Here is a 26,158-nt window from a genome sequence, read left to right on the forward strand (position 1 = left end):
ATTAACCCATACCGAGGGAGTGGCAAAATCGCGACACCGTAACAAGGGGAGTCCAACACCCTGCGGTTGCTTACCAAAGATAAGCGGCACAAATCTTCACAGTTGAGATACATAATGACAACGCTGTCATTTGCTGTCTACCCCTCGGGAAGATTTTCTTTTGCCGCAGGGTAAAACGGCTGACAGCGCTGTCGGCCGATGCTAGGTTAGGCGATAAAAACAAATCGATAACAAGCTGTTCCCATGTCGAATCCCGCTCAGTCTTTCACACGGATCCCCTGGCCGGCCTGGTTGGCCCTGCCCGCCCTTGCCCTGCTCTATCTCTATGGTGCGCCGCTGCAGTACACCCTGCTGGGGATTGGCGGTGCCATCGTCGCCAACGCCACCGGGGCCGGTGGCGGTGTCATCTTCATTCCGGTATTCAGCCAACTCGGGCTGGATGCCCAGCAATCGGTGGCCACCTCGCTGGCGATCCAGTGCTTCGGCATGACCACCGGCGCCCTGGCCTGGTACCGGCTGCATCGACGACTGCGTCACCCCCACTGGCAGGTGTTACCCGCCATTATCCTGCGGGTGGCCCCCGCCTCGGTACTGGGACTGATGCTGGCGCTGCCACTGCCCAGCCCTGCCGGGCTGGATCCGCTGTTTGGCGCCTTCTCAGTGGTGCTGGGTGCCAGCTTGTTGCTGCTGACATTGCGCTACCGGGCGCCCCATGGCCATGCCCGACTGGGGCGTTGGGAGGGGCATAGCCTGATCCTGCTGGGTCTGATCGGCGGCGCCATCACCGCCTGGCTGTCGGTCGGGGTGGGTGAGCTGCTGGTGCTGCTGCTTATCCTGCGCCGCTTCGACGTCACCCTGGCGGTGGCCTGTGGGGTGATCGTCTCCGCCATCACCGTCTGGCCCGGTGCCCTGATGATGCAGGCCAGCGGTGCCATTCAATGGCAAGTGGTGCTGCTGGCCGGCCCCGGCGCCATCCTCGGTGGCTTCCTGGCCCGCCGATTGGCCACCGCCCTGCCCGCCCGGGGCCTGAAACTCTTCTTTGCCGGCTGGATCCTGCTGACCGGCCTCGTCACCTTGTTGTTAGCTGCCCAGGGGGCCCTATGAATCCAACACCCTTGCGCTCCATCACCATCGTCGGCGGCGGCAGTGCCGGCTGGATGACCGCCCTTTACCTCAACCGTTACCTCAACCACGATGCCCCCCGCTGCGACATCACCCTGGTCGAGAGTGAGGACATCGGCATCATCGGCGTGGGAGAAGCCACGGTGCACAGCATCCGCTTCTTCTTTGCCGCCATGGGCCTGGACGAGGCGGAGTTGATGCGCGAGTGCTGCGCCACCTACAAGACCGGGATCCTGTTTCGCAACTGGATGGCCCCCAAAGAGGGCAGCACCCACCAGTATTTTCATCCCTTCGAGGAGCAGCGGGTGCCCGGCGTACTGGACCTGGCCAGCACCTGGCTCAGCGGCGGCCAAACTGACCAAATGCGCTACGATCAGGCCGCCAGCCTGGGCAGCCGACTGATGCAGCAGGGGCTGGGCCCGAAAACCCCCACCTCGCCGCCCTGGCAGGGTGTGGTGCCCTATGGCTATCACCTGGATGCGGTGCTGATGGGGCGCTACCTGCGCAAGAAGGCGATCGAGGCCGGAGTAGGCCATGTGGTGGGCACGGTGGATCGCATCGAGCACGAAGGGGAACGGATCACCGCGCTCTACTGCCAGCAGCAACGCTTCCAGTCAGACCTGTTCATCGACTGCAGCGGCTTTCGCCGCCTGCTGCTCTCCCCACTGCGGCAGGACAACTGGCAATCCTTTGAGGATGCACTGCCCTGCAACCGGGCGGTCGCACTGCAACTGCCCTACCAGCCGGGTGTTAGTCCCCGCCCCTACACCACCGCCACCGCCCTGGAGAACGGCTGGATCTGGGAGATCGACCTGCAAAACCGCCGCGGCAACGGCTATGTCTATGACGGTAATCGCCTGACCGAGGCCGAGGCGGAAGCCAGGCTGCGTGAGTTCCTGGGCGAGCCGGAGCAGGGCAAGGCGGTTCACCTGAAGATGAACATTGGCTGCGTTAAATCCTTCTGGGTGGGCAATTGCGTCGCCATCGGCTTGTCCGGTGGCTTTATCGAGCCGCTGGAATCCACCGGACTGCACCTGATCAACCTGAGTGTGCGCCTGCTGGCCACCCACCTGAACTGCGCCGAGCCGGACCAGAGCAGCAAAGACAGCTACAACCGGCTGATGAACGGCATCTACGACGATCTTAAGCGCTTTATCGTACTGCACTACTGCCTGACCGACCGGCAGGACACCCCGTTCTGGCAGCAGGCCCAGCGCAGCGTCGATCACACCCCGGTACTGGCCCAGCAACTCGAGCTTTGGCGCCACAAGGTGTGTGAGTTTATGGATCTGGCGGGCAGCTTCAGTACGGTGTTTACCGATGAGAACTACCGCTACGTGCTCTATGGCATGGATCACCTGCCCCAGTTGCCGCCCCAAGGTGCCCCGGCGGCCTGCCGTGCGGCACTGGATCAGCTCCATCAACGGTTCGATCAGGTCACCCTGCAGGCCCTGCCCCACGCCGAGCAACTGCCCAATTAACCCCCCTTGCCGGCCATGGCCCTATGCCATGGCCGGCACCTCGTATCCTCTCTGCGGTTCCCTACCACAACCACCAACTAAATACCCTGTTTCTATCCTGTGACATCCGCATCCAGATCAAGGGACCGGGCACTGAGCTGCTATAACGTGATCAGCGTCATTTCAGCGGCCAGCCCCTTTACTGGCCCGTTTACCGCGATACAAGGAGTCTCAGATGGGTGACAAGCAACAGAATCACGGCGGCAAATGCCCGGTTATGCACGGCGGCGCCACCAGCAGCACCATGGCCGACAAGGATTGGTGGCCAAAGACCCTCAAGCTCGACATCCTCCACCAGCACGACCATAAGCCCGATCCCATGGGGCCCGATTTCAACTATCGCGAAGCGCTCAAAGAGCTGGATGTGGCGGCCCTGAAGCAGGACCTCACCGCGCTGATGACCGACAGCCAGGACTGGTGGCCGGCGGATTGGGGCCACTACGGCGGCCTGATGATCCGGATGACCTGGCATGCCGCCGGCACCTACCGCATCGCCGATGGTCGCGGTGGCGCCAGCACCGGCAACCAGCGCTTTGCGCCACTCAACTCCTGGCCGGACAACGCCAACCTGGATAAGGCTCGCCGCCTGCTGTGGCCGATCAAGAAGAAGTACGGCAACGCCCTGAGCTGGGCCGATCTGCTGGCCTACGCCGGCACCATCGCCTACGAGTCCATGGGCTTGAAGACCTTTGGCTTCGGCTTTGGCCGGGAGGATATCTGGCATCCGGAGAAGGACATCTACTGGGGCTCCGAGCAGGATTGGCTGGCCCCCACCGACAACCCCAACAGCCGCTACTCCGGCGAGCGGGATCTGGATAACCCCCTGGCGGCGGTGATGATGGGGCTGATCTACGTTAACCCGGAAGGGGTGGATGGCAACCCGGATCCGCTGCGCACCGCGGCAGACATCCGCACCACCTTTGGCCGCATGGCGATGAACGATGAGGAAACCGTGGCGCTCACCGCCGGTGGCCACACCGTGGGCAAGGCCCATGGCAATGGCGATGCGGCCCAGTTAGGGCCGGAGCCGGAGGCTGGCGAGGTGCATGACCAGGGCCTGGGCTGGCTTAACAAGCAACAGCGAGGTATCGGCAACCAGACGGTCACCAGTGGTATCGAGGGCGCCTGGACCACCCACCCAACCCAATGGGATAACGGCTACTTCAAGCTGCTGCTGGGCTACGACTGGGAGCTGAAAAAGAGCCCCGCCGGGGCCTGGCAGTGGGAGCCGGTCAATATCAAAGAGGAGGACAAGCCGGTGGATGCGGAGAACCCGAGCGTTCGCCACAATCCGATCATGACCGACGCCGACATGGCGATGATCAAAGACCCGGCCTACCGCGCCATCTCCGAACGCTTCCACCAGGACCCTGCCTACTTCTCCGAGGTGTTTGCTCGCGCCTGGTTCAAGCTGACCCACCGGGACCTGGGGCCCAAGGCCTGCTACTTCGGCCCGGATGTGCCTCAGGAGGAGCTGATCTGGCAAGATCCCGTTCCCGCTGGCAAGGCCGACTACGATGTGGACGCGGTCAAGGCCAGCATCGCCGCCTGTGGCCTCTCCATCAGCGAGATGGTCACCACCGCCTGGGACAGTGCCCGCACCTTCCGTGGCTCTGATCGTCGCGGTGGCGCCAACGGTGCCCGCATCCGCCTGGCGCCCCAGCGAGACTGGGCGGGCAACGAGCCGCAACGCCTTGGTAAGGTGCTGGACGCCCTGCAGCCGGTAGCAACCCAACATGGCGTCAGCCTGGCAGACGTGATTGTGCTGGCGGGCAACCTGGGGGTGGAGCAAGCCGCCAAGGCCGCCGGGTTCGAGACCGTGGTGCCCTTTGCCCCAGGCCGGGGTGATGCCAGTGAGGCGATGACAGACGCCCACTCCTTTGCGGTGCTGGAGCCGCTGCATGACGGCTTCCGCAACTGGCTCAAACAGGAGTACGCGGTCAGTGCCGAGGAGCTGTTGCTGGATCGGGCCCAGCTGATGGGCCTGACCGCACCGGAGATGACCGTGCTGCTTGGCGGCATGCGTGTGCTGGGCACCAATCACGGTGGCAGCCAGCATGGCGTCTTTACCGACCGGGTTGGCGCTCTGAGCACCGACTTCTTCGTCGCCCTGACCGACATGAACCTGACCTGGCACCCGACCGAGGATGGGCTTTACAGCCTCAACGACCGCGATACTGGCGCAAGCCGCTGGTCCGCCACCCGGGTGGACCTGGTGTTCGGCTCCAACTCGGTGCTGCGTGCCTACGCCGAGCTGTATGCCCAGGACGACAACCAGGCCAAGTTTGTCGAGGATTTCATCGCTGCCTGGACCAAGGTGATGAACGCCGATCGCTTTGACCTGATCGACTGATCCCGCCCGCCCCGGCACCTTGTGCCGGGGCGTACTCGAGTACCTACCCAAGGGGGCTCAGCCCCCTTAGACCCCCAGTGCCTCCTATCGGTGCTCACTCTTTCGCTCTGCACCATTGCCTGGCGGTACAGACCAGAGTCGGCATCCCTGCCTTCGCTGGTCACTCGGGCCATCCTGGCCCTCAACCTGACCAATGATACCTCCGCTCAGGCACCTCTATGTCGGCGAAAGAGCAGAGGCACCATCACCCGCGGAGGCCTATTACGCTCTTCGCGAACACTCGGTGTCAAAAAGCGCATGCCTCCTAAATCACCCTACTCAACACCTGCCGCCGAGTGAGAAGTGCTCGATAAGCGGCTCTAATTCGTTTACTTTTTAGCTAGTTAACCTAAAAGGCAGGAGCCGATATGTTGTTTGGATTCAGTGAGGTGGCCATCGTTCTGGTGGCCTTGGCACTCATTATCATCGCCACCGGGGTCAAGATGGTGCCCCAGGGCTTCAACTACACCGTGGAGCGCTTCGGCCGCTATACCCGTACCCTCTCCCCTGGCCTCAACCTGATCGTGCCCTTTGTCGACAGCGTCGGCCACAAGCAGAACATGATGGAGCAGGTGCTGGATATCCCGCCCCAGGAGGTGATCTCCGCCGACAACGCCATGGTCACCACCGACGCGGTGTGTTTCTACCAGGTACAGGATGCGGTCAAGGCCTCCTACGAGGTCAATCAACTGGCCTTTGCCATGCAGAACCTGGTGATGACCAACATCCGTGCGGTACTGGGGGCGATGGAGCTGGATGAGATGCTGTCCAACCGCGACCGCATCAACGCCAACCTGCTGACCAAGGTGGACGAAGCCACCGATCCCTGGGGGGTTAAGGTGACCCGCATCGAGATCCGCGACATCAGCCCGCCGGATGACCTGGTGGATGCCATGGCCCGGCAGATGAAGGCCGAGCGGGAGAAGCGGGCGGCGATCCTGGAGGCGGAGGGCGAACGGGAAGCCGCCATCCAGGTGGCCGAGGGCCAGAAGCAGTCGGAGATCCTCAAGGCCGAGGGTGAACTGGAGGCGGCCAAGCGTGAGGCGGAAGCCCGGGAACGACTGGCCGAAGCGGAAGCCAACGCCACCGCCATGGTGTCCAAGGCGATTGCCGAGGGCGAGATGCAGGCGGTGAACTACTTCGTCGCACAGAAATACGTGGAGGCGCTGCAGCAGGTGGCCTCCGCCGACAACAGCAAGGTGATCATGATGCCGGTGGAAGCCAGCTCAGTGATCGGCTCCGTCGCCGGGATCTCCGAGCTGTTCAACGGCAATAAGAAGCCGGAGGCCTGAGCCCATGCTGGCATCCCTCTCTCCCTGGCACTGGCTGATCCTGGCCCTGGTGCTGATGGCCTTTGAGGCCCTGGGCACCGGTGGCTTCCTGCTAGGCATCGCTATCGCCGCGGCGGCCCTGGCAGCCCTGACCCCCTTTGTCGAGCTGGGCTGGGCCAGCCAGCTGGCGCTGTTTGCCCTGGGCTCGCTGCTGTTCACCGTGATCTACTGGAAGGGGTTTCGCCGCTTCAATGAGCAAACCAACCGGCCTGACCTCAACAACCGGGCAGCCCAGCTAGTGGGGCGCAGCTTTACCCTGGAGCAGGACCTGGCCGCCGGCGATGGCCACCTGATGGTGGGGGACACCCGCTGGCGGGTGCGCAGCGAGCAGCCACTGAGCCAGGGCACCCTGGTGGTGGTCAGCGGCTATGATGCCATGGTGCTGCTGATCGAACCTAAGCCCCAGCCTCCGGCCTGAACCCCATGCCAAAGAAAAAGGCGCCTTATGGCGCCTTTTTGTTGGGTTATACCTTTTGCAGGCCGTGCTGCTGGATGCGGCTGATGAGCTGCCGATGGCCCAGCAGTTGCGATTTGAGCTGGCTATGGCGCCGTGCAATCGCCTCCGCCCGCTGCCTTGCCTGCTCGGCATGGGGGAAGCGCTCAGCCAGTAGCTGGGTGTCGTAGCCCATGCCGTACAACACGTAGAGGTAGTTCTCCAGGTTGAACACCTCCATGGTACTGGCGAAGTCGTAGCGGCTGGGCAGGGCATGACGCCAGTGGGCCAGATTCTCCTGCAGCGTCTGCGACCAGCTCTGCGGGTCGCGGTTGTCCCGCCAGAAGGCGCTGTCGTCCCGCTCTGAGACGGCGTAGTGCAGCTTAATAAAATCGATCACCCGCTCCCAGGTGTGGTTCACCCGGCGGTTAAACCGGTTGGCCACTGCGCCTAGCTCATCCTGGTGGCCCGGCAGCTGCTCCGCCAGCATGCGGGAGAGCAGATCAAACAGCAGGATGCCGGTGGCCTCCAGCGGCTCCACAAAGCCACCGGACAGACCGATGGCGACGCAGTTGCCCTTCCAGGCCTGCTCGCGGTAACCCACCTTCATCGGTATGCGGCGGCAGTCCAGGCCATCGGCGGCAGGGCCAATATAGTCACGCAGCTGCTGCTCCGCCTGGTCGCAATGGATGTAGCTGCTGGCGTAGACATGGCCAATGCCCCGGCGACCGGTCAGGCCGATGTCCCAGATCCAGCCCGCCGGCATTGCGGTGGAGATGGTCTGGCAGGCAATCGGCGCCTCGGGGTCGTCATAGGGCACCTGGATAGCCAGCGCGGTATCGACGAACAGGGTGTCGGAGCGGTCCCGCCAGGGCACGTTGAGCGAGCCCTCGATCAGGCGCCCGGCAAAGCCGGTACAGTCGACGAACAGATCCCCCTTGAGCTTGCCATCGCTGCAGTGCAGCGCCGCAATCTGACCGTTCTGGCCCAGCTCCACCTGCAACACCTCAGCCTTGCGATGCACCACCCCCAAGCGCTCGGTGGCGTGCTCGGTCAGCAGCGCAGCAAACTTGGCTGCGTCCAGGTGATAGGCGTAGGCGGCGGGGCCGGTAAACTCGGCGTCCACCAGGGTCTTGGGCCCCAGGCCCGCATCACACAGCTGCGCCTGTACCCCCACCGCATCGGCGTAGCGGCCCGGTTGACCGGACAGCAGCCAGTAGGGGGTGGGGTCGATGCCGTCGATGGCGGGGTAATCAAAGGGGTGGTAGTAATGGTGTCGCTGCGTGCCATTGGGCGCATGGCGCCAGTCGACAAAGCGGATCCCCTGTTTCAGGGTGGCATCGCAGCGGCGGATAAAATCGGTTTCCCGGATCCCCAGGTAATGCAGGGTCTGGCGCATGGCGGGGACGGTGCCCTCGCCGACGCCAATGGTGGCGATATCCGGGGACTCCACCAGGGTAACACGCAAGCCGCTGTCGCCATGCTTGCGTGCCATATGACAGGCGGCGAGCCAGCCGGCGGTGCCCCCGCCGACGATCACGATCTCACGGATCTGTCCGTTGCCTGTCATGGTGTATCAGCTTTCCTGCTGCACTTTCATGTGCGCCAGGCGGTTCACCTGCTGCAGGGAAGCCAGGTGAGCGTAGATGGGGCCCAGCAGACCGCGCTTACGCAGATCCATGAACTTGTCATCTTCCAACTCGGCCAGCTTCTGCTCGTCTACCATGTAGACGCCGTTGAGGGTGATCTCCTGGCCGTTGAGGCGGATCGCCAGCGGCTTGGTGGTCAACAGCTCCATCTCGTTCATCAGCTGAGCGAAGGCACGGGTGATCTGGTCAGACTCCAGGTAACGACCCAGCTTCTCCTTGGCCTTTTCAGTAAAGGCGGTGGGCTCGCCGGCTTCGGTGAACAGGGCCTCGCCCTCTTCCTCGTTAACCAGTGCGCTGCTCTCGTTGACCGCCAGCATCAGCTGATCCGGGTTTTGCGCATCCGGAACCAGGATCAGCGGGTAGTGGCCGATGCTGGCCGGGATGTAGATCCCCTTCCAGCGCTCGCCGACAAACAGGTTCTCACCGGGCTTGAGGCCCAGCATCACCACCGGCTGGAACTGGCCGCTCTCGCTGTTCTTAACAAAGATGATGGGGTATTCCGTCGCGGCCTGAACAAACTCGTGGATCACCAACGGGGCGATGTGCTGCTCGCTGACGTGAGCGAAGCTGGGGTCCTGCTTGATCTTGGTGTTGGCGTGCTTGCCTTTCTGCAGGGGGATGATGGCTGCTGCGGACATAGGGATACTCCTTTTTATAATCGTTAGCCGCACTAACTTACCGAGGAACCCGGACAGAAAAAAGGGGGCTAAGCCCCCTTTTTGGTCCGATTTCGGCTTGAGGTTACGAGTTGGTTAAAAACGCACCGCTGCACCGACGGTCACGGTCCGCGCCAGCTCGTACTCATACAGCGGGAAGCCATTGGCAAAACCGCTCAGGTCGGTCTGGAACGCGTTGTTACCGAACTGCTTGGAGCTCTCCTCGGTGAGGTTAACCGCATCCAGGGTGATGTCCAGGTAGTCGGTGACCTTCCAGCGGGCGGACAGGTCCAGGGTACCGAAGTCATCGTGCAAGCGGTTACCGTAGGAGCCCGCCTCACGGATCATGTACTCGTCACGCCAGGCGTAGGAGAGACGCAGTTCCAGCCAATCATTTTCGTAGTAACCGGTCAGGTTGTACGAGTGCTTGGAGCTGTTGGACAGGAACGGGTTCATGTCGGTGAAGGTGTTCTCGTCGGTTTCGGTGTCGGTGTAGGTGTAGTTGGCAATCGCCCCCAGACCGTTGTCGAAATCCTGCTGGTACTGCAACTCGTAGCCCTGGATCTCGGCCGACTCGCCGTTGCTCTTCTCCTGCTTGGTCCAGTAGATCTCATCCGGACGCAGCTCGCCGCCAAAGTCGATGCCACCCTCGCCGTTCATGAACGGGCCGGACTCCTTGATGGTCACGAAGTTGGACACGTCCTTGCGGAAGTAGGTGGCGGACAGCAGCGAGCTGTCGGTGAAGTACCACTCCACGCCCAGGTCGTACTGGTTGGCGACGAAGGGCTTGAGGCCGACGTTACCAACGATCCAGAACTGGTTGTCCGGCAGGTCATCGTTGGCACCGCGCACATCCGGGTTAACGTACATGTCGACGTACTGGGGACGGGCCATTACCCGGGCCGCACTGAAGCGCAGGATAAGGTCATCAGCCAGGTCGTAGGCGGCGTTAAAGCTCGGCAGAACCTCGCTGTAGTCCGCATCCGTGCTGCCCTTCATGCCATCCACGTAGTAGGTGGAGGTGGCTTCGGTGTAGACGTAGCGCAGGCCGAAGTTACCGCGCAGCCCGTCGGCGTCGTATGAGGCCATGACGTAGGCCGCGAGGTTGTCCTCTTCAATCTCGGAGTAGGAACCCAGATCCTCGGTTTCGCCGACGATGCTGGACTTGGCCCAGGACTTCAATGCCTCGGCATCCACCTTGAAGATCTCGTAGTCGCCGGCACCCACATCGATACGACCATCGCTGACCTCAGCGGTGCTGATGCTGGGGTTGAAGTTGGCGTCCTGGATGTAGTCGTAGCGACGGCTGGTGGTTTTGTGGCTGGCGTAGCGAGCACCGAACTTGAACTCGGTGATTGAACCCAGCTCCACCGGAATGGCCAGGTCACCCTGGACATAGGTTTCGTCGTCGGTCTTGGGGGTGCGGTTAAAGGCGGAGCCGGTGCCCATATTGAGGCTGCCCGGATCGTAACCCGCCAGGTCAAAGCCGTTCAGGGCCCAGCTCTGGCCACCACCGGTGAAGTCGTAGCTGCCGCCGGGGATCGGGGTGCCGCCGGTGCCGTCATCCACCACCATCTCAAAGTCAGTACCGCCGGTGGAGGAGGTATCACCCACCTGGAACTCGAACACGAAGTTATCGCCCTGGTACTCCATGGTCAGATCGATCACATCGGAGTCCATGGTCGCTTCACGGGGACGGGCCTGGTAGAAGGCCACGTTGAGCGGACCGGCGATCTGGGTACCAGAGCCGGGGCCCGGGGCATCGCCACCACACAGGCCACAACCACCCAGCCAGCTGGTTTCATCCCAGGAGCCCCAAGAGGTATCCGCCTGGGTCAGCCACAACGCATAGTTGGTGTTGTTGGCCTTCATCTGCATGTCGATGTAGTTGACCACGAAGTTCAAACGCTCAGTGGGGGCCCACTGCAGGGTGGCGGTGATGGCACTGCGCTCACGATCCTGCTGGAAGGCCACCGGGCCGGCGCCCCATTCCCAGAACGCTTCGTTACCCTGGCGCTGCAGGTTACGGTCCTGGTAGACACCGCCGATCATCACACCGAAGGTTTCGGAATCGTTCTTCCAGCTGCCCATGGCGGAGTACTGCGGATCCCAGCTGTCGGAGTCAGACTGGTACAGGCCGGCGGCGGAACCGTAGAAACTGTACTTGTCCAGGTCCAGCGGCTTACGGGTGTTAACCACCACGGTACCACCGACACCGCCTTCCAGCAGGTCCGCCTGGGAGCTCTTGTACACTTCGAGATCGCCAACGATCTCGGAGGGCAGCAGCTCATAGTTAAAGGAGCGCTTGGCCGGTTCCAGTACAAACCAGCCGGTGGAGGCGACGTTCTGACCGTTCAGGGTGGTCAGGGTCAGGTCGTCACCGGCGCCACGGATGGAGACCGAGGCCCCCTCACCGAACTGGCGCTGAATGGTGACACCGGGGATACGTTGCAGCGACTCTGCCACGTTGCGATCCGGAAACTTACCAATGTCCTCGGCGGTCACCACATCGATGACGCTATTGGAGAAACGCTTGGCGTTCAGGTTGGCTTGTTGCGAGGCACGAATACCGCGCACCTCAATGCGTTCAACTTGTTCAGAGGCGCCCTCTTCTTCCGCTACTGCCACAGCGGGTAAAGATGCGCCCAGAACGGTGGCCACCGAGGTGGCCAAAAGATGGCGTTTGAACTGAACAGGTCCCATCACTATCCCCTTCCTTGTGTTTGTTATCGTCTGTCACTCTTGTTCCATGGCAAATGACAGCGTTGTCATGGATGATTTCTAACTTACACAAGGATTTTTAATAAAGCCACTTTTTGAACATATTTTTTTAACCTTTCACAAACCTGCCCATCACAGGCGGGTTTCGTTGTCACATAGGGGCAGGTAACAGGCAATAGTCAGGCAGGGAGAGAGGATGTAATGACAAGGTTGTCATTGATTGAAATTGAGTTCATCAAGGCCCTGAAACCATGAACCAAATTCCCGCTTTCGTCGCAGCGGAATAGCCACATTGTTTATACGGGTGATCCGAACCAAATTTTGACGAATTAATCCGTAAATAAGTTAACTTTTGCCCGGAATTCGCGTACAAAACTGGCCATCAACAGCGCCAAACTGAAAGAAAGCTACAATATTTTGCTCCGCATAATGCGTCGAGCCCTCTGTCTCCCAACTCCCTCGACCTCACCCAAAGGGTCAAGGTTGAGCAGGCGCTGAAACAAATTTTTAATACTTATAAATGGAGTCAATCATGACCAAGATCGTTGTCGTCGGCGGTGGTGCCGGTGGGATGGAGCTACTGGGTAAGATCGGCCGCAAGCTGGGTAAGAAAGGCAAAGCGGAGATCACCCTGGTAGACGTCTGTGACCACCACATCTGGAAGGCTTTGCTGCACGAGCTGGCTACCGGCAGCCTGGACGAAGGGATCAACGCGGTGGATTACCGCGTCCACGGTGCCAACACCGGCTACCGCTTCGAGCAGGGTGCCCTGTCCGGCATCGACCGCATCAACCGCAAGGTGATCCTGGCGCCGATGACCGACAAGGATGGCATCGAGGTGCTGCCAGAGCGTCAGATCGACTACGACTACCTGGTGCTGGGCATCGGTGCGGTCACCAACGACTTTGGCATCCCCGGAGTCAAGGAGCACTGTAACTTCCTCGACCTGACCACCCAGGCGATGGACCTGCGTCAGAAGATCCTGACCCGCTTCCTGCAGTACGCCAAGAACCCGGACCATGACCACTTCGAGATCGCCATCGTTGGCTCCGGTGCCACCGGGGTGGAGATGGCCGCAGAGATGCACCATGCCGCGGATATCCTGCGCGGCTACGGCTACGAGATCAGCCCGGACCTGCTCAAGGTCAACCTGATTGAGGCAGCCGACCGGGTGATGCCGGGCCTGGAGCAGGACAGCCTGCAAAAGGCGGTGGACACCCAGTTGCGCGACCTGGGCATCGAGATCCACACCGGCACCATGGTGACCGAGGTGACCGCCGAAGGGATGAAGACCAAGTGCGGCAAGTTCATCCAGGCCGATCTGATGATCTGGGCCGCCGGTGTGAAGGCCCCCGAGGTACTGAGCACCCTGGATCTGCAAACCAACAAGGCTAACCAGATCAAGGTGCACCAGAACTGTCAGTCCATCGACGATCCGCGCATCTTCTCCTTCGGTGACTGCGCCGAGTGTCCGCAGCCGGACGGCTCCTTCACCCCGCCGCGGGGCCAGACCGCCCGCCAGATGGCACTGCTGATCGGTGACCACCTGATGAAGCTGCGCAAGGACGACAAGGCGGAGCTTAAGCCTTACGTCTACCACAACCTGGGCGGCTTCGTGAACATGTCCAAGTTCCACACCGTGGGCAACATGTTCACCTTTATGAAGGGCGGTGTGAACGTCCACGGCTGGCCGGCCCGCTTCGTCTACACCACCCTGTACCGTCGCCATATGCTGGCGATCCACGGTCCGGTGAAGGGCGTGTTCATGCTGGCGCTCAACGGCATGCAGCGCTGGATGCGCCCGGAGCTGAAGATCTGGTAATCTCAGACTCCAGCAACGAAAAAAGGAGGCCTATGGCCTCCTTTTTTGATCCGCGCTGCTAGGTGCTAGGTGCTAGGTGCTAGGTGCTAGGTGCTAGGTGCTAGGTGCTAGGTGCTAGGTGCTAGGTGCTAGGTGCTAGGTGCTAGGTGCTAGGTGCTAGGTGCTAGGTGCTAGGTGCTAGGTGCTAGGTGCTAGGTGCTAGGTGCTAGGTGCTAGGCAGGCTAGCCTAAAGGCCAGTTCATCACGGTCAACGCTTTTCCTGGTCTTTCCTAGCTCCTAGAAGGGCTTTGCCCGCCCTAGTCCCTGCTCTTCCTAGGCTCTTCCCAGGCTCTTCCCAGGCTCTTCCCAGGCTCTTCCCAGGCTCTTCCCAGGCTCTTCCTAGGCTCTTCCTAGGCTCTTCCTAGGCTATTCCCTAGTCCCTGCTCTACCCGTACATCGACTCGAAGTAGCTCTCGACGATCACCGCCGCGGACTGGGCGTCTACCGCCCCCTTGCTCAGTGCCCGGTAGCCACCCTGCTCAAACAGTCGGGCCTTGGCATCGGTGGTGGTCAGGCGCTCATCCTGGGTCAGGGTCTCGATGCCATAGCGACCAAACAGCCGATTAGCGAACTTGCGCGCCGCCCGGGTGACGTGCTGCTCAGTACCATCCATGTTCAGCGGCAGGCCCACTACCAGCTTGTCCGGTTGCCACTCACGGATCAGCTTCTCTACCTGATCCCAGTTGGGGATCCCATCCTGAGCCTTGATCCCCACCAGGGGCTTGGCGGTACCGGTGATGCTGTTGCCCACCGCGACACCGATGCTCTTGGTGCCAAAATCGAATCCCATGATCGTGCTCATGAATGCCCCACATCGCTGGAGAGTTGCCAGACGTCGATGCCAAGCCGCCGAGTGGCCTCTTGCCAACGCTGATCCAGCGGAATATCAAACATCAGGTCCAGCTCTGCTGGAATGGTCAGCCAGGCGTTGTCCGCCAGCTCCTGCTCTAGTTGCCCGGCGCTCCAGCCAGCATAGCCCAGGGCCACCAGAGACTGATTGGGCTGGCGCTCGCCACCGAAGGTGCCCAGCACATCCCGGCTGGTGGTGATCATCAGGTCGTCCGGCAAGGGGTGGCTCTGATCCAGCCCCTCTATCGCGGTGTGCAGCACAAAGCCGCGCTCCGGGTTAACCGGCCCCCCCATCAACACCAGGTTTTCCAGCCCTTGCGGCAGCTCAAAGTCCTTGCCCTTGACCGACATCTTGCGCAGCAGGGCGTCCAGGGTAATGTCCACCGGCTGATTGATGATTAAGCCCATGGCACCCTCATCGTTATGCTCACACAAATAGGTCACGGTGCGGGCAAAGAAGGGGTCCTGCAGCGACGGCATGGCGATCAGCAGATGGTGCTCCAGGCTGTTCATGGTCAACCTCCTTGGGCGATGATGGTCTTAGCCACCCGCCAGCTTCACTTTCAGGCCCTTGCTCTCCAACAGGCCTTTGAGCTGTTCACGATTATCGCCCTGGATCTCGATATCGAAACCCTTTACGGCGCCGCCACAACCCATCTTCTTCTTCAGTTCTGCCGCCATGGTTTTCAGCGCCTTGGCATCCAGACCCAGGCCGGTCACCACCATGGCGCCTTTGCCCTTGCGTCCCTTGCGCTCCATCTTGATGCGCACGATGCCGTCCCCTTGAGGCACCTCGACCGGGGCCTTCTCGCTGTTGATACGGCCGCCATCGGTGCTGTAAACCAGTTCGGAATCAAATTTAGAAATCATTCTTGGCCACCTTTACGTACAGAGGGGGAGGGATTGTACCAGATGCTCGAGTCCGGCTTGCAGTCAGGCCCGGGTAAATGGGCAAAAAGCGACTGGATTCAGTAAGCTAAACAATGCTGTACTGCACCTGATGCAAACCGAAAAAAGATGCAGGTTGCTGAATCTGGCTCTTTTCTCACCGTGTCGACGCTGGCACGATAAGAGTAATGGTGACCAATCCCCACCAGTATAGGGCTGGAACACTAGAGGGCTGGAACAATTTTTCGCCCGGGAAGGTCTTATGATTAACAACCTGACGCAGGTATAAGGTAAGTCCCATGAAGAAGCTTTTCGCAATGGCCGCGGCACTGATGCTGGCTGGATGCAGCACTATCCAGACCGATTCCGATTACGATACCTCCACCCAGTTCAGCAACCTCAAAACCTGGGCATGGGTTGAGAAGAGCGAGGTCACCGGCGACGACCAGTACCACATGGATGGACTGATGGACCAGCGGGTACGCAACGCCATCACCAACACGCTGCAGAGCAAGGGACTGAGCCAGGTCGATGCTGCAGACGCCGATATCCTGGTTAACTACCTGACCAAGATTGAGAAGAAGGTTAATGTCGACACCTTCTACTCGAGCTTTGGCTATCACCCCTATTACTACGGTCGCTACCCCTTCCACGCTGGCGTGCGGGCTGACACCCGGGTGCGTGAGTACCAGGAGGGCACCCTGCTGATCGACCTAGTGGACAACGAGAATCGCACCCTGATCTGGCGCGGCAGTGGCACCGATACCCTGAAGCAGAACCAGACCCCGGCCCAGCGGACCGAGCAGGTCAACGAGGTGGTCTCCGCCATCATGGAGCAGTTCCCGCCGCAGTGATTGGCGACGGACAGCAGCAACAAAAAATGCCCGGCAATGCCGGGCGTTTTTTTATGCCTCTAGCGGCGGCAGTGGCCGGGGACGGCCGTTGTCGTCGATCGCTACGTAGTTGAACAGCGCCTCGGTGACGCAGTAATGATCGTCCGAGCCGTCGGTGATGGGTCGTACCCACACCTCCAGTGCGATCTGCATCGAGGTACGGCCACGACGGCTGAGCTGGCCGTAGACGCAGACCGCGTCCCCAACCGCCACCGGGCGATGGAAGGTCATCCCCTCGACAGACACGGTGCAGGTTCGGCCGCGGCTGACCTGCTTGGCCAGCAGACCGCCGGCGATGTCCATCTGCGACATGATCCAGCCACCGAAGATATCACCGTTGGCGTTGGTGTCCGCCGGCATGGCCAGGGTGCGCAGCAGCAGCTCACCTTCCGGCTCTGGATGGTGCTGTTCTCGGCTCATGCCTGTCCCCCCTCGAAACGGGACAGGCTCTGCAGCAGCGCCTCCACTCCGGCTGCCGGGATGTCCTTATGCAGCACCAGGCGGCTTATCGCATCGGCGTTCAGCGTGGCCTTGATACCATCGTCAGCCAGATGAGCCTGCAACCGGGCCAGATCAGGGTAACGGAACTGGGCAAACACCATGTTGGTGTGGCGGCTGTCTACCTCAACCCCACGCAGGGCACTGAGCCCCTCGGCCAGACGCTGGGCGTTGTCGTGGTCCTCAGCCAGGCGCTCTACCTGCTCGGTCAGGGCCAGCTGACCCGCGGCAGCGAGGATACCGGCCTGGCGCATGCCACCGCCAAGTACCTTGCGCCAGCGACGGGCGCGCTGGATCAGTGCCTCATCCCCCACCAGCAAGGAACCCACCGGGGCCGCCAGCCCTTTGGACAGGCAGATGGTGAAAGAATCAAAGTACTGGGCGATGTCCGCCAGGGTCACCCCCTGGTCCACCACCGCATTGAATACCCGGGCACCGTCCAGGTGCAGCTTCAGCCCCTGCTCAAAGGCAAACTGTTGAGCCTGGGCCAGGTAGGGCATTGGCAACACCTTGCCACCAATGGTGTTCTCCAGGCTAATAAGCCGGGTGCGGGCAAAGTGGATATCGTCCGCCTTGATAGCGCCCTTGAGCTTGCCCAGATCCAGGCTGCCATCCGCCTCGTTGTCGATGGGCTGAGGCTGGATCGATCCCAGTACCGCGGCACCGCCCCCTTCATACTTGTAGTTATGGGCCTGCTGACCACAGAGATACTCATCCCCCCGCTGGCAATGGGCCATCAGCGCCAGCAGGTTGGCCTGGGTGCCGGAGGAGGTGAACAGCGCCGCCTCAAAGCCAGCCATCTCGGCCGCCTGGGCCTCAAGCGCATTGACGGTGGGGTCATCACCGTAGACGTCATCGCCGACCTCAGCCTGGGCCATGGCACGGCGCATCGCCTCGGTGGGTTGGGTCACGGTATCGGAGCGGAAATCAAACATCGATTAGACAGGTTCGTTGAATGGCAAAAGTGGCTTTAGGGTATCAGAACTGACCTGACAGGGTATTAATACAATTTTGAACAAATCTGATTCATGCGAAGTGGGATTTTCGCCGTTTTACCTCGGCCTTTCTGCCATGGATAATGCATCGCAACAAACAAAGTCATGCAACAGCCGGGTTATTGGGGTTCGAGTTAGCACCGCCCTGGATCTCCGGCCGCCGAAAAGGAGTCTCGCCATGTTGAGCCTGATGGTTACCCTCTCTCCGCTGGCTGCGATTGCGCTGCAGCGCCGCTACCCGGCCAAGCCCAAGATCAACGCCTGGCTGTAACGCCAAAAGCCCACCATAAGGTGGGCTTTTTGTTGTTTGCCGTTGCGGACTAGGCCTTGGGGATCTGCTGCACGTGCAGATCCATCTGCGGATAGGGAATGCCGATACCGGCATCATCCAGTGCCTCTTTGATCGCCTGGTTCAGGGCGAACTGGGTCGGCCAGTAGTCATCGGTAGCCACCCAGGGGCGTACCACGAAGTTGACCGAGGAGTCGGCCAGCTCTGCCACTTCCACGGTGGGGGCAGGCTCCGCCAGCACCCGGCTCTCGGCGCTAATCACCCGCTCGATCACCTCGCGGGTCTGCTTCAAGTCCGCATCGTAGGAGACCCCGACCACCATGTCGATGCGGCGGGTGTCCATGGCGCTGTAGTTGATGATCACCCCATCCATCACCGCCTTGTTAGGGGCGACGATGCGCTTGTTGTCCGGGGTAACAAAGGTGGTGGAGAAGATGGAGATCTCCTTTATCACCCCGGCGATCCCTGCCGCCTCAACGAAATCACCGGCCTTGAAGGGGCGAAAGGCCACCAGCAGCACACCGGAGGCGAAGTTGGACAGCGAGCCCTGCAGGGCCAGGCCGACCGCCAGGCCGGCGGCACCGAGTACCGCAACGATGGAGGCGGTCTGTACCCCCAGCTGGCCCAACACCGCCACCAGGGTGATCGCCATCACCAGGGCACTGACGATATTGCCGATAAAGCCCACCACGGTGGCATCCACATCCCGGGCGGACAGGTTCTTGCGCACCAGGGCGGAGAACCCTTTGGCAATCCAGCGACCGACGATAAAGATAAGAACAGCCACCACCAGCTTGGTGCCGTAGATCACGATCAGATCCGGCGCCTGCTCAATCCAGCCTGAGAACATCTCCATTACTTCCTCCTTGATAGTGGGTGCATCCCACCGGCTGTTATTTAAAGGGGTTAACGTATGGAAATGTAGCTGATTATTAAAACAAATTCGCCTGGTATGGCTGATTTTTATCCATTGGAGAGATGGTTAAGTCCGGCAGGCTGGCCGCGGGCACATCAGGGGCCTGCAGCCACGCCTGTGCCTGCTGGGCAGGCAGAATAAGCGGCATGCGGTGGTGATAGTGGCTGACACTGCCCTCGGCGGCTGTGGTGAGCATCACCACCGCGCCCTGGGGTCGCTCGGAGCTGGGGGGCCAGGCGATCCCGGCCACGTTCATCAGCGCCTGCGGCTCGAAGCGGTAACCCACCTTGCTCACACCCTCTTTGCGCCACTCAAACCAGGCGGACATCGGCAGCAAACAGCGAAAGCCGGCAAGGGCGGTACGAAACAGCGGCTTCTCCGCCACGGTCTCACTGCGGGCGTTGATCACCGGACGGGAGAGGAATTCGGTATCCAGTCCCCAGCGCAGGCCGCTGCATTGAATACGGCCCTGCTGCTGGTGGATAACAGCAATGGTGTCCGTGGGGTAGATCCTGGGGCTGCCGCTCAGTTTGAAGCTGCCCTGGTCGACCCCCACCTGGGTGCGGGTGTCGTAGTCGACAGGGTTTAACGCAAACTGGCCACACATGGGCTGCTCCAGGCTGGCGGCTGATCGGAATTACGGGCTTAAGCTACTGGCCGAAGCGGGCGCCACCCTGGGCCAGGTAGGCGCGCTCCTCCTCGCTCTCCCGTCGCCCCAGTACCGCGTTGCGGTGGGGGAAGCGGCCAAAGCGCTCGATGATCTCAAGATGGGCCTTTTGGAAGCGTAGCGTACTGGCTACCTGCTCACGGGCCGGACCGCTGAGCCCCGCCATCATCCGCTCCAGCATCGCCACGCCGATCAACTGATCCTCCAACTGCTCGGAGTGCTGCAGCGGCATATAGAAGAACAGGCGCTGACTGAGCGCCAACTGCTTGTCCAGGCCCAGCTCGATACCCTGCTTGCACAGCGCCAGCGCCGTCGCATCGTAGGCAAAGGCCTCCGCCTTGCCGCGGAAGATGTTACGACTGAACTGATCCAGCAGGATGATCAGGGCCAGGCGCCCCTCGGCACTTTGCAGCCAGTGGCCCAGCTCACCCTCCACCGCCTGGCGATGCAGCTTGCCAAAGTGCAGACGGATGGCACTGTCGGTCAGCTCACTGGCGCCGAACCACAGCTTGTTCATGGGCTCCACCGGCAGACCTTCCGAGTCCAGACGGCCGAACCAAAAATCGATTACATGGTTGATATCCATCGACTTAACTCTTAATCGCACCCTGCCCTATCCTGCCTATGCCCGGCGCTAAAGGAAAGCCAAAGCGGCGAAATTGTGGCCTGTGGCAGAAACAAACAAGCCCGCTCGTAGGCGGGCTTGTCATTACCGGCTGGCGTTAGTGCACCTCTCGGCGCAGCCACCCCCGATCCGACATGATGGCGTAGGCGCAGGGGATCATGAACAGCACCAGCAGGGTGGAGGCAAAGATCCCGAACACGATGGAGACCACCATCGGCTTGACCACCTGGGCCTGCAGGCTCGGCTCCATCAGCAGCGGCAGCAGTCCGGCGGCGGTGGTCAGCGAGGTGAGGAACACCGCACGGAAGCGCTCCCGGCTGGCCTCTACCACGGCGTCCAGCACCTGCTCTCCCCGCTCCATATGGTGGCGGATGTACTGCACCAGCAGGATCGAGTCGTTCACCACCACCCCGGATAGGGAGATGAAGCCCATGATGGAGGGCATCGACAGATCGTAACCGGTCAGCCAGTGTCCCCAGAGTACGCCGATCAGCGCCAGCGGGATGGCAATCATCACCACCGCCGGCTCCTTGTAGCTGCGGAACTGCAGGCTGAGGATGGCGTAGATCCCGAACAGACCCAGGATAAAGCCACGCTTCATCGAATCCCCGGTCTCCTGGGTCTCCTTGGCCTGGCCCTCGAAGCCAAAGCTGACATTGGGGTACTGGGCCCGGATCTCAGGCAACGCCTCCTGCATCAGCTGGCGGTTGATGTCCGAGGCGTTAGCCACCCGGCTATCGACACTGCCAAACACCGTGATGGTGCGTAGCCCCTCGAATCGCTGGATCCGCACGTAGCCGCGCTGCCAGCTTAGATCCGCCACACTGGCCAGGGGCAGCTGACTGCCATCCGCCAGGAACACCGGGAAGCGGGCCAGTGACTCCAGATCCGCCGCCTGGCTGCGGTCGAGCTGAACCATCACCCGCAGGTTCTCCGGCCCCAGCTGGATCTCATCCGCCAGATTGCCGTAGTAGGCACCCCGCAGCTGACTGGCCACCATCTGGCCGGTCAGGCCAAAGCTCTCCGCACCGGGGCGCAGGGTGATCAGCAGTTCATCCTTACCCGGACGCATGTTGTCCAGCAGATTGTGGACGCCATTGAACTGACCGAGGTACTGCTGGACCGCCACCGATACTGCCTTAAGCTCCTCCAGGTCATCGCCGCGGATGCGCAGCTCAATGGCGCGGCCGCCGGGGCCGTGCATCGGCTGGCTGAACACCAGGGAGATCGGCTCCGCCAGCTCACCCACCTCGGTGCGCCAGTCCGCCAGGAAATCCTCGATACGGCTCTGGCGGATCTCGGCGCTGCGCAGGTCCAGCCTCACCGTGGCCACATGAGGGCCGGATTCACCGGCATCCACGTTGAAGTTGAACTGCTCCGCTCGGTGCAAGATCAGCGGCTCACCGCCCTCGAACTGCTCGCTGTAGCGCTGGGCGACGCGCTCGGCAGCGTCGCTGATCTGGCTGGCGACCGCCTCGGTCCGGTGCAGCGGTGCCCCCGGCGGCAGGATGATGCGCGCCTCGGCCACATCGCCATCCAGCTCAGGAAAGGCGCTGAACTTGACCGCACCGCCAGCCAACAGGGCAATAGAGGCAAACAGCAGGCCGATCACCCCACCGAATACCGCGTAACGACGCTGTACCGCCCAGCGTACCGCGGTCACCAGCCGCTCATTGCGAAACGCCTCGAAGCGTTCGCCAAACCGAGCCTTGGCCCGCTGCAGGCGCACCAGGCGCTGCTTGGGTACCGGCTTGCCTTCGGCGATCAACTGGGCCCGGCGGGCCTCGCGCTGTTTCTGCTTGTGCATGGAGTGAGCCAGGTGAGCCGGCAGGATCAGGAAGGCCTCCAGCAGCGAGATGGAGAGCACCAGCAGCAGCACCTTGGGCACATCCCCCAGCACCGCTCCCATCTGGCCATCGAGAAACAGCATGCCACCGAAGATACAGATGGTGGTGAGGTAGCTGGAGAGCACCCCGGGGAACACCTTCTTCACCCCCTGGGTGACCGCCTCGTCGATGCCAAGCCCCTTCTCGATATGGGCGGCGATGGACTCGGAGATCACGATGGCATCGTCCATCAGGATACCGATGGCCATCAACAGCGCGACCAGGGACATGATATTGATGGAGATCCCCAGCACCGACATCATGTAGATGGCACCAAGGAAGGAGACCGGCAGGCCCGCGGCAACCCAGAAGGAGTAGCGCAGGGAGAAGAACAGCCACATTACGGCGAACACCAGCAGGATCCCCTGCAGGCCGTTGTTGACCATCATGTTGAGCCGGTCTTTCACCAGCGAGGAGAGGTCGTTGGAGAGCACCAGCTGCACCCCGTCAGGGGCACGCAGCTGCTCAGCCTCGATAAAGGCCGCTACCTTCTCCTTGACCCGCATGGCGTCTTCCGACTTGTTCTTGCTGATCTTCAACGCCGCCGACAGCTTGTCGTCGAACAGGATCTTGGACTCTTCCAGCTCGAAGGTATCGGTGATGGTGGCGATCTCCGCCAGGGTTACCTGGGCACCATCGGGGCTGGCGGCCACCACCAGCTGGCCGAGGCCGCGGGGGGTCACCTGGCGCTGGTCGAAGCGCAGCATCAGGTTGCGATCCGCCAGCTCCAGGTTGCCCGCCGGCATCATCACGTTTTGCTGGCGCACGGTGGTGGCGACATCATTGACCGACAGGCCGTGGCGGCGCAGCGCCACCTCATCCAGCTCCACCCGCAGCAGGTGGTTGGAGAAGCCGGCCACGTTGATAAGCGCCACCCCGGTCTGCAGCTTCATCCGCCGCTTGAGATCCTCGGCGTAGGCCTTGAGTTCCGGCATCGACAGATCCGCGGCGATGGCCACGTCGATCACAGGCTCGGTCCACTCCAGCTCCTCCACCACCGGAGGCTCAATCTCGCTGGGAAAGTCCTTGATGGCGCGGATCCGGGTCTGGACATCCACCAGCATCCGGGTCATGTCTGCCTTGTCGTCGATCTTCAGGCGCAGGCTGGCAAGGCCCTCGCTGGCCTGACAGGTCATCTCACGGATATTGGAGAGGCCATCCACCGCATCCTCCATCCGCAGACAGAGATTCTGCTCCGCCTGGAAGGGGGTCGCGCCGGGGTAAACTACGGTGGCACCGATGTAGTTGAACTTGAACTCCGGGAAAGTATCCCGTTTGACGCTGCCGATGCTCAGCAGCCCCACCATCAGCAGCAACCCCATCAGCAGGTTGGCCGCGGTGGGGTGGCGGACAAAGTAGCGGATCATTGCTCCGCCTCCGTACGCAACAGCATCCCCGGCACCGCCGGCAGCAGGTCATTGAGCACCAGGTCAACATCCGAGGGCAGTGCGCCACGCACCGCCACCTGGTCGCCCCGGCGGTAAAGCACCTCCACCGGCTCAATGCGCAGGCGAGATTGCTGGTCCATCAGGTAGAGTCGCTCACCGCGCAGGGCGCGGCTGGGTACCACAACCTGTTCACGCTCCGGGCCACGGATGCGAGCAGTGACAAACAGATCCTTCACCAGCGGCGGCCGTTGGGCCAGATCCAGTTGCTGATAATCCTGCTTCACCAGCAGCACCACGCCAACGGTGGCCTGGTTGGGATCCACCGACTCGCGGATCCGCACCACCTCGGCATCCCAGTTGACGCTGAGTTCACCGCTGTCGAGCTGGACCTCGGCCTGCAACGACAGCGCCCGGTTGCGCAGGGCGTCTTCGGAATGGCTGCCCAGCAGGCGCTGCATATCGTGCAGCGCTACCGCCACCTCGATCTCCATCTGGTCGATGCCATGCAGCGTCACCATCACCTGGTTGGCTGAGACCACCTGGCCGGTCTCCACACTGACCTCCGCCACGCGGCCGTCAAAGGGCATGGTCACACGGGTCTGGCTCAGGCGCCGCTCGGCATCCGCCACCGAGGCCTCGGCCACCTTCAGCTGGGCCTGGGCTACCTGGCGGTCGTCGGGCAGCAGTTGCAACTGGTTCTCCAGCTCCTGCACCAGCTTGCGCTGGGCCAGCAGCGATTGCTGTTGGTTGTCCAGCTCGGAGTCGGAGATCAGGCTGCGCTGCTTGAGCGACTGCTTGCGCTCGGTCTCCGCCTGGGTCAGCTGCAGACGCCCCTGCTCCAGCTCCAGGCTGGCCTGCAGGTTGTTCTCGTTCTGGCTCAGCCGGGTCAGCTGCGCCGCCGCAGCGTTGCGATCCGCCCGGGCCTGGGCCAGTCGCAGCTCAAACTCCAGCGGCTCGATCTCCAGCAGCAGGGCGCCCTTGGGCAGCAGACGCCCGGCTTCCAGCTGAGGATTACGGTAGCGCACCGGTCCACCCAGCTCCGCTACCGCCTGCCACACCCGCTTGGGCTCAACCCGGCCAAAGGCGCTGATCTCCGGCGCCAGTGGCGCGCGCTCCAGTGGCATCACCTCAACCAGGCGGGCTCGATCATAAGACTCGTTAACCGGTGCCTTGGGGCGCAGCATCACCGCGGCCACCAGGCACAGTACACCCAGGGCGATGCCGATAGGCAGCCAGCGTTTTTTCGGGGTTGAACTCATGGTTTCACTCTTTGTCAGCACAGGCGCCAAAGGCCGCGGGGACGGCCAGATATCGCGCAGCGGGATTTATCCCGGGCATTGTACGTGGCAGATCCTGTACCAAAGAGGGAAAAGCTATCGAAGAGAGCGGGTTGGAGTTGAAAAATCGGAACGGGATCACCCCGTTCCGAAAACAGTGAGGCCGGTCAGTCCAGATCGATGGTGAGATCACCGCGCAGACGGCTGCCCTGCTCGCCTCGCTGCTGTAGCTTCACCATCAGGCGGAGGTCGTTGGCAGAATCGGCATGGTGCAGGGCATCGGCGTAGCTGATCTCATCCTGGCTGTAGAGCTCAAACAGGGCCTGGTCGAAGGTTTGCATCCCCTGCTCCCGGCTGTTGGCCATGGTCTCCTTGAGCAGGTGCAGCTCCCCTTTGGCGATGATGTCCGCCACCCTGGGGGTATTGAGCAGCACCTCGATGGCCACCCGTCGCCCTTTGCCATCCCGCCGGGGGATCAGCTGCTGGGCCATCACCGCCTTGAGGTTCACCGACAGGTCAAACAGCACCTGTTTATGCTTGGTTTCCGGCACCAGGTGGAGGATACGATCCAGCACCTGGTTGGCGTTGCTGGCGTGCAGGGTAGCCATACACAAGTGGCCGGTTTCGGCAAAGGCAAGGGCAAACTCCATGGTCTTCTGGGTACGGATCTCACCCAGCAGCAACAGGTCCGGTGCCTGGCGCAGTGAGCTTTTCATCGCCGCTTCGAAGCTCTCGGTGTCGGTACCCACCTCACGCTGGGTGACGATGCTCTTGTCGTGCTGATGGACGTACTCGATGGGGTCCTCGATGGTGAGAATATGGCCGCGCTGGCTTTGATTGCGCAGCCCCACCATGGCCGCCAGCGAGGTGGACTTACCGGTGCCGGTGGCCCCTGCCAGGATCACCAGCCCCCGCTTGGCCATCGCCACTTCCTTCATCACCTCAGGCAGATGCAGCTCCTCCATGGTCGGGATCTGGGTGTGGATGGCACGCAGCACCATGCCGGGGTAATCCCGCTGCCAGAAGGCGGAGACACGGAAACGGGCCTGCTCAATGCCACTGGCATAACCAAAGTTGGCCTCCCGCTCCAGCTCAAAGCGTTGCCGAATCTCGTCGCTCATCACCTGATCGAGCAGTGACATCACCTCTGCCTCCCCCAGTACCTGGTCCGACAGGGGCTGTAGCTCCCCGTCGATCTTGGCGCTGGCGGGAAAGCCCACGGTGATAAAAAGATCCGACGCCCGATGGGCCAACATCGTTTGCAGCAGAGCCTGAATGTCCATATTCGCCTCGCGGTCTGGT

21 protein-coding genes are annotated in these 26,158 nt (G+C 61.7%); 7 read left to right on the forward strand and 14 right to left on the reverse strand.

Annotated elements, in window-relative coordinates:
* Positions 1 to 243 precede the first annotated feature (243 nt).
* The 5 genes from BUC04_RS17190 to BUC04_RS17210 all read left to right on the forward strand — a co-directional run bounded on the left by BUC04_RS17190 (position 244) and on the right by BUC04_RS17210 (position 6,783).
* Entirely contained in the window at positions 244 to 1,104 is an 861-nt protein-coding gene (locus tag BUC04_RS17190) for a sulfite exporter TauE/SafE family protein (RefSeq protein WP_073326033.1), read from the forward strand.
* Positions 1,101 to 2,603 carry a tryptophan halogenase family protein gene (locus tag BUC04_RS17195; protein WP_067663858.1) on the forward strand — a complete coding sequence of 501 codons (1,503 nt, stop codon included), beginning with the start codon at positions 1,101 to 1,103 and terminating at the stop codon, positions 2,601 to 2,603. The genes BUC04_RS17190 and BUC04_RS17195 overlap by 4 nt, the downstream gene beginning before the upstream one ends.
* A 214-nt stretch (positions 2,604 to 2,817) precedes the next feature.
* Complete coding sequence (gene katG, locus BUC04_RS17200) at positions 2,818 to 4,995, forward strand: catalase/peroxidase HPI (protein WP_067663861.1); 2,178 nt, start codon at positions 2,818 to 2,820, stop codon at positions 4,993 to 4,995.
* A gap of 407 nt (positions 4,996 to 5,402) precedes the next feature.
* On the forward strand, positions 5,403 to 6,326 hold the full coding sequence (locus tag BUC04_RS17205) for an SPFH domain-containing protein (RefSeq protein ID WP_143165779.1): 924 nt from the start codon (positions 5,403 to 5,405) through the stop codon (positions 6,324 to 6,326).
* Positions 6,327 to 6,330: 4 nt separating this feature from the next.
* Positions 6,331 to 6,783: an NfeD family protein gene (locus BUC04_RS17210; protein WP_067663863.1), complete on the forward strand. Its 453-nt coding sequence runs from the start codon at positions 6,331 to 6,333 to the stop codon at positions 6,781 to 6,783.
* Positions 6,784 to 6,829: 46 nt separating this feature from the next.
* Here BUC04_RS17210 and BUC04_RS17215 read toward each other — a convergent pair whose 3' ends face one another.
* The 3 genes from BUC04_RS17215 to BUC04_RS17225 form a co-directional block, all read right to left on the reverse strand.
* A complete protein-coding gene (locus BUC04_RS17215; RefSeq protein ID WP_067663865.1) occupies positions 6,830 to 8,368 on the reverse strand; it encodes a tryptophan halogenase family protein in 1,539 nt (512 codons plus the stop codon).
* A gap of 6 nt (positions 8,369 to 8,374) precedes the next feature.
* A complete protein-coding gene (locus tag BUC04_RS17220; RefSeq protein ID WP_067663868.1) occupies positions 8,375 to 9,085 on the reverse strand; it encodes a SapC family protein in 711 nt (236 codons plus the stop codon).
* A 114-nt stretch (positions 9,086 to 9,199) separates the two neighbouring features.
* Positions 9,200 to 11,806: a TonB-dependent receptor gene (locus tag BUC04_RS17225; protein WP_067663870.1), complete on the reverse strand. Its 2,607-nt coding sequence runs from the start codon at positions 11,804 to 11,806 to the stop codon at positions 9,200 to 9,202.
* A 550-nt stretch (positions 11,807 to 12,356) separates the two neighbouring features.
* Between BUC04_RS17225 and BUC04_RS17230 the strand changes: the two genes are divergently transcribed.
* A complete protein-coding gene (locus BUC04_RS17230; protein ID WP_067663873.1) occupies positions 12,357 to 13,646 on the forward strand; it encodes an NAD(P)/FAD-dependent oxidoreductase in 1,290 nt (429 codons plus the stop codon).
* A 424-nt stretch (positions 13,647 to 14,070) separates the two neighbouring features.
* Here the strand turns inward: BUC04_RS17230 and ruvX are convergent, their stop codons facing one another.
* From ruvX to yciH, 3 genes are read right to left on the reverse strand one after another with little or no spacing between them, the layout of a single operon-like run.
* The gene (gene ruvX, locus BUC04_RS17235; RefSeq protein WP_067660891.1) at positions 14,071 to 14,487 is read right to left on the reverse strand and encodes a Holliday junction resolvase RuvX; all 417 of its coding nucleotides are present in this window, start codon (positions 14,485 to 14,487) and stop codon (positions 14,071 to 14,073) included.
* Positions 14,484 to 15,047, reverse strand: coding sequence for a YqgE/AlgH family protein (locus BUC04_RS17240; protein WP_067660884.1), 564 nt, complete (start codon positions 15,045 to 15,047; stop codon positions 14,484 to 14,486). Before BUC04_RS17240 ends, ruvX begins: the two co-directional genes overlap by 4 nt.
* Positions 15,048 to 15,074: 27 nt before the next feature.
* A complete protein-coding gene (gene yciH, locus BUC04_RS17245) occupies positions 15,075 to 15,404 on the reverse strand; it encodes a stress response translation initiation inhibitor YciH (RefSeq protein WP_067660881.1) in 330 nt (109 codons plus the stop codon).
* 317 nt (positions 15,405 to 15,721) lie between these two features.
* Between yciH and BUC04_RS17250 the strand changes: the two genes are divergently transcribed.
* Positions 15,722 to 16,276 (forward strand): DUF4136 domain-containing protein, encoded by a 555-nt coding sequence (locus BUC04_RS17250; protein WP_067660878.1) that lies wholly within the window; start codon positions 15,722 to 15,724, stop codon positions 16,274 to 16,276.
* Between the two features lie 51 nt (positions 16,277 to 16,327).
* Here the strand turns inward: BUC04_RS17250 and yciA are convergent, their stop codons facing one another.
* The 8 genes from yciA to BUC04_RS17290 all read right to left on the reverse strand — a co-directional run bounded on the left by yciA (position 16,328) and on the right by BUC04_RS17290 (position 26,139).
* Positions 16,328 to 16,735, reverse strand: coding sequence for an acyl-CoA thioester hydrolase YciA (gene yciA, locus BUC04_RS17255; protein WP_067660875.1), 408 nt, complete (start codon positions 16,733 to 16,735; stop codon positions 16,328 to 16,330).
* On the reverse strand, positions 16,732 to 17,748 hold the full coding sequence (gene ltaE / locus BUC04_RS17260) for a low-specificity L-threonine aldolase (RefSeq protein WP_067660873.1): 1,017 nt from the start codon (positions 17,746 to 17,748) through the stop codon (positions 16,732 to 16,734). Before ltaE ends, yciA begins: the two co-directional genes overlap by 4 nt.
* 380 nt (positions 17,749 to 18,128) lie before the next feature.
* The gene (locus tag BUC04_RS17265) at positions 18,129 to 18,953 is read right to left on the reverse strand and encodes a mechanosensitive ion channel family protein (protein ID WP_067660868.1); all 825 of its coding nucleotides are present in this window, start codon (positions 18,951 to 18,953) and stop codon (positions 18,129 to 18,131) included.
* Between the two features lie 76 nt (positions 18,954 to 19,029).
* Positions 19,030 to 19,620 carry an SOS response-associated peptidase gene (locus BUC04_RS17270; protein WP_067660865.1) on the reverse strand — a complete coding sequence of 197 codons (591 nt, stop codon included), beginning with the start codon at positions 19,618 to 19,620 and terminating at the stop codon, positions 19,030 to 19,032.
* Positions 19,621 to 19,663: 43 nt separating this feature from the next.
* Positions 19,664 to 20,266: a DUF924 family protein gene (locus tag BUC04_RS17275; RefSeq protein WP_067660862.1), complete on the reverse strand. Its 603-nt coding sequence runs from the start codon at positions 20,264 to 20,266 to the stop codon at positions 19,664 to 19,666.
* Between the two features lie 136 nt (positions 20,267 to 20,402).
* Positions 20,403 to 23,558, reverse strand: a complete 3,156-nt coding sequence (locus BUC04_RS17280; protein ID WP_067660859.1) for an efflux RND transporter permease subunit — start codon at positions 23,556 to 23,558, stop codon at positions 20,403 to 20,405.
* On the reverse strand, positions 23,555 to 24,838 hold the full coding sequence (locus BUC04_RS17285) for an efflux RND transporter periplasmic adaptor subunit (protein WP_067660856.1): 1,284 nt from the start codon (positions 24,836 to 24,838) through the stop codon (positions 23,555 to 23,557). The genes BUC04_RS17280 and BUC04_RS17285 overlap by 4 nt, the downstream gene beginning before the upstream one ends.
* A gap of 185 nt (positions 24,839 to 25,023) precedes the next feature.
* Entirely contained in the window at positions 25,024 to 26,139 is a 1,116-nt protein-coding gene (locus BUC04_RS17290; RefSeq protein WP_067660853.1) for a PilT/PilU family type 4a pilus ATPase, read from the reverse strand.
* Between the last annotated feature and the right edge of the window lie 19 nt (positions 26,140 to 26,158).

The sequence above is a fragment of the Ferrimonas marina genome, from assembly GCF_900129905.1.
GTDB classification, from domain to species: Bacteria; Pseudomonadota; Gammaproteobacteria; order Enterobacterales; family Shewanellaceae; genus Ferrimonas; species Ferrimonas marina.

Coding starts and splice junctions, on each gene's coding strand:
- BUC04_RS17220 (WP_067663868.1), bottom strand. CDS start 9,085: ATGTCCGCAGCAGCCATCATCCCCCTGCAGAAAGGCAAGCACGCCAAC.
- BUC04_RS17265 (WP_067660868.1), bottom strand. CDS start 18,953: ATGGAGATGTTCTCAGGCTGGATTGAGCAGGCGCCGGATCTGATCGTG.
- BUC04_RS17205 (WP_143165779.1), top strand. CDS start 5,403: ATGTTGTTTGGATTCAGTGAGGTGGCCATCGTTCTGGTGGCCTTGGCA.
- BUC04_RS17270 (WP_067660865.1), bottom strand. CDS start 19,620: ATGTGTGGCCAGTTTGCGTTAAACCCTGTCGACTACGACACCCGCACC.
- BUC04_RS17285 (WP_067660856.1), bottom strand. CDS start 24,838: ATGAGTTCAACCCCGAAAAAACGCTGGCTGCCTATCGGCATCGCCCTG.
- BUC04_RS17280 (WP_067660859.1), bottom strand. CDS start 23,558: ATGATCCGCTACTTTGTCCGCCACCCCACCGCGGCCAACCTGCTGATG.
- BUC04_RS17275 (WP_067660862.1), bottom strand. CDS start 20,266: ATGGATATCAACCATGTAATCGATTTTTGGTTCGGCCGTCTGGACTCG.
- katG (WP_067663861.1), top strand. CDS start 2,818: ATGGGTGACAAGCAACAGAATCACGGCGGCAAATGCCCGGTTATGCAC.
- BUC04_RS17290 (WP_067660853.1), bottom strand. CDS start 26,139: ATGGACATTCAGGCTCTGCTGCAAACGATGTTGGCCCATCGGGCGTCG.
- BUC04_RS17250 (WP_067660878.1), top strand. CDS start 15,722: ATGAAGAAGCTTTTCGCAATGGCCGCGGCACTGATGCTGGCTGGATGC.
- BUC04_RS17195 (WP_067663858.1), top strand. CDS start 1,101: ATGAATCCAACACCCTTGCGCTCCATCACCATCGTCGGCGGCGGCAGT.
- BUC04_RS17215 (WP_067663865.1), bottom strand. CDS start 8,368: ATGACAGGCAACGGACAGATCCGTGAGATCGTGATCGTCGGCGGGGGC.
- BUC04_RS17190 (WP_073326033.1), top strand. CDS start 244: ATGTCGAATCCCGCTCAGTCTTTCACACGGATCCCCTGGCCGGCCTGG.
- ruvX (WP_067660891.1), bottom strand. CDS start 14,487: ATGAGCACGATCATGGGATTCGATTTTGGCACCAAGAGCATCGGTGTC.
- BUC04_RS17210 (WP_067663863.1), top strand. CDS start 6,331: ATGCTGGCATCCCTCTCTCCCTGGCACTGGCTGATCCTGGCCCTGGTG.
- BUC04_RS17230 (WP_067663873.1), top strand. CDS start 12,357: ATGACCAAGATCGTTGTCGTCGGCGGTGGTGCCGGTGGGATGGAGCTA.
- BUC04_RS17240 (WP_067660884.1), bottom strand. CDS start 15,047: ATGAACAGCCTGGAGCACCATCTGCTGATCGCCATGCCGTCGCTGCAG.
- yciH (WP_067660881.1), bottom strand. CDS start 15,404: ATGATTTCTAAATTTGATTCCGAACTGGTTTACAGCACCGATGGCGGC.
- BUC04_RS17225 (WP_067663870.1), bottom strand. CDS start 11,806: ATGGGACCTGTTCAGTTCAAACGCCATCTTTTGGCCACCTCGGTGGCC.
- ltaE (WP_067660873.1), bottom strand. CDS start 17,748: ATGTTTGATTTCCGCTCCGATACCGTGACCCAACCCACCGAGGCGATG.
- yciA (WP_067660875.1), bottom strand. CDS start 16,735: ATGAGCCGAGAACAGCACCATCCAGAGCCGGAAGGTGAGCTGCTGCTG.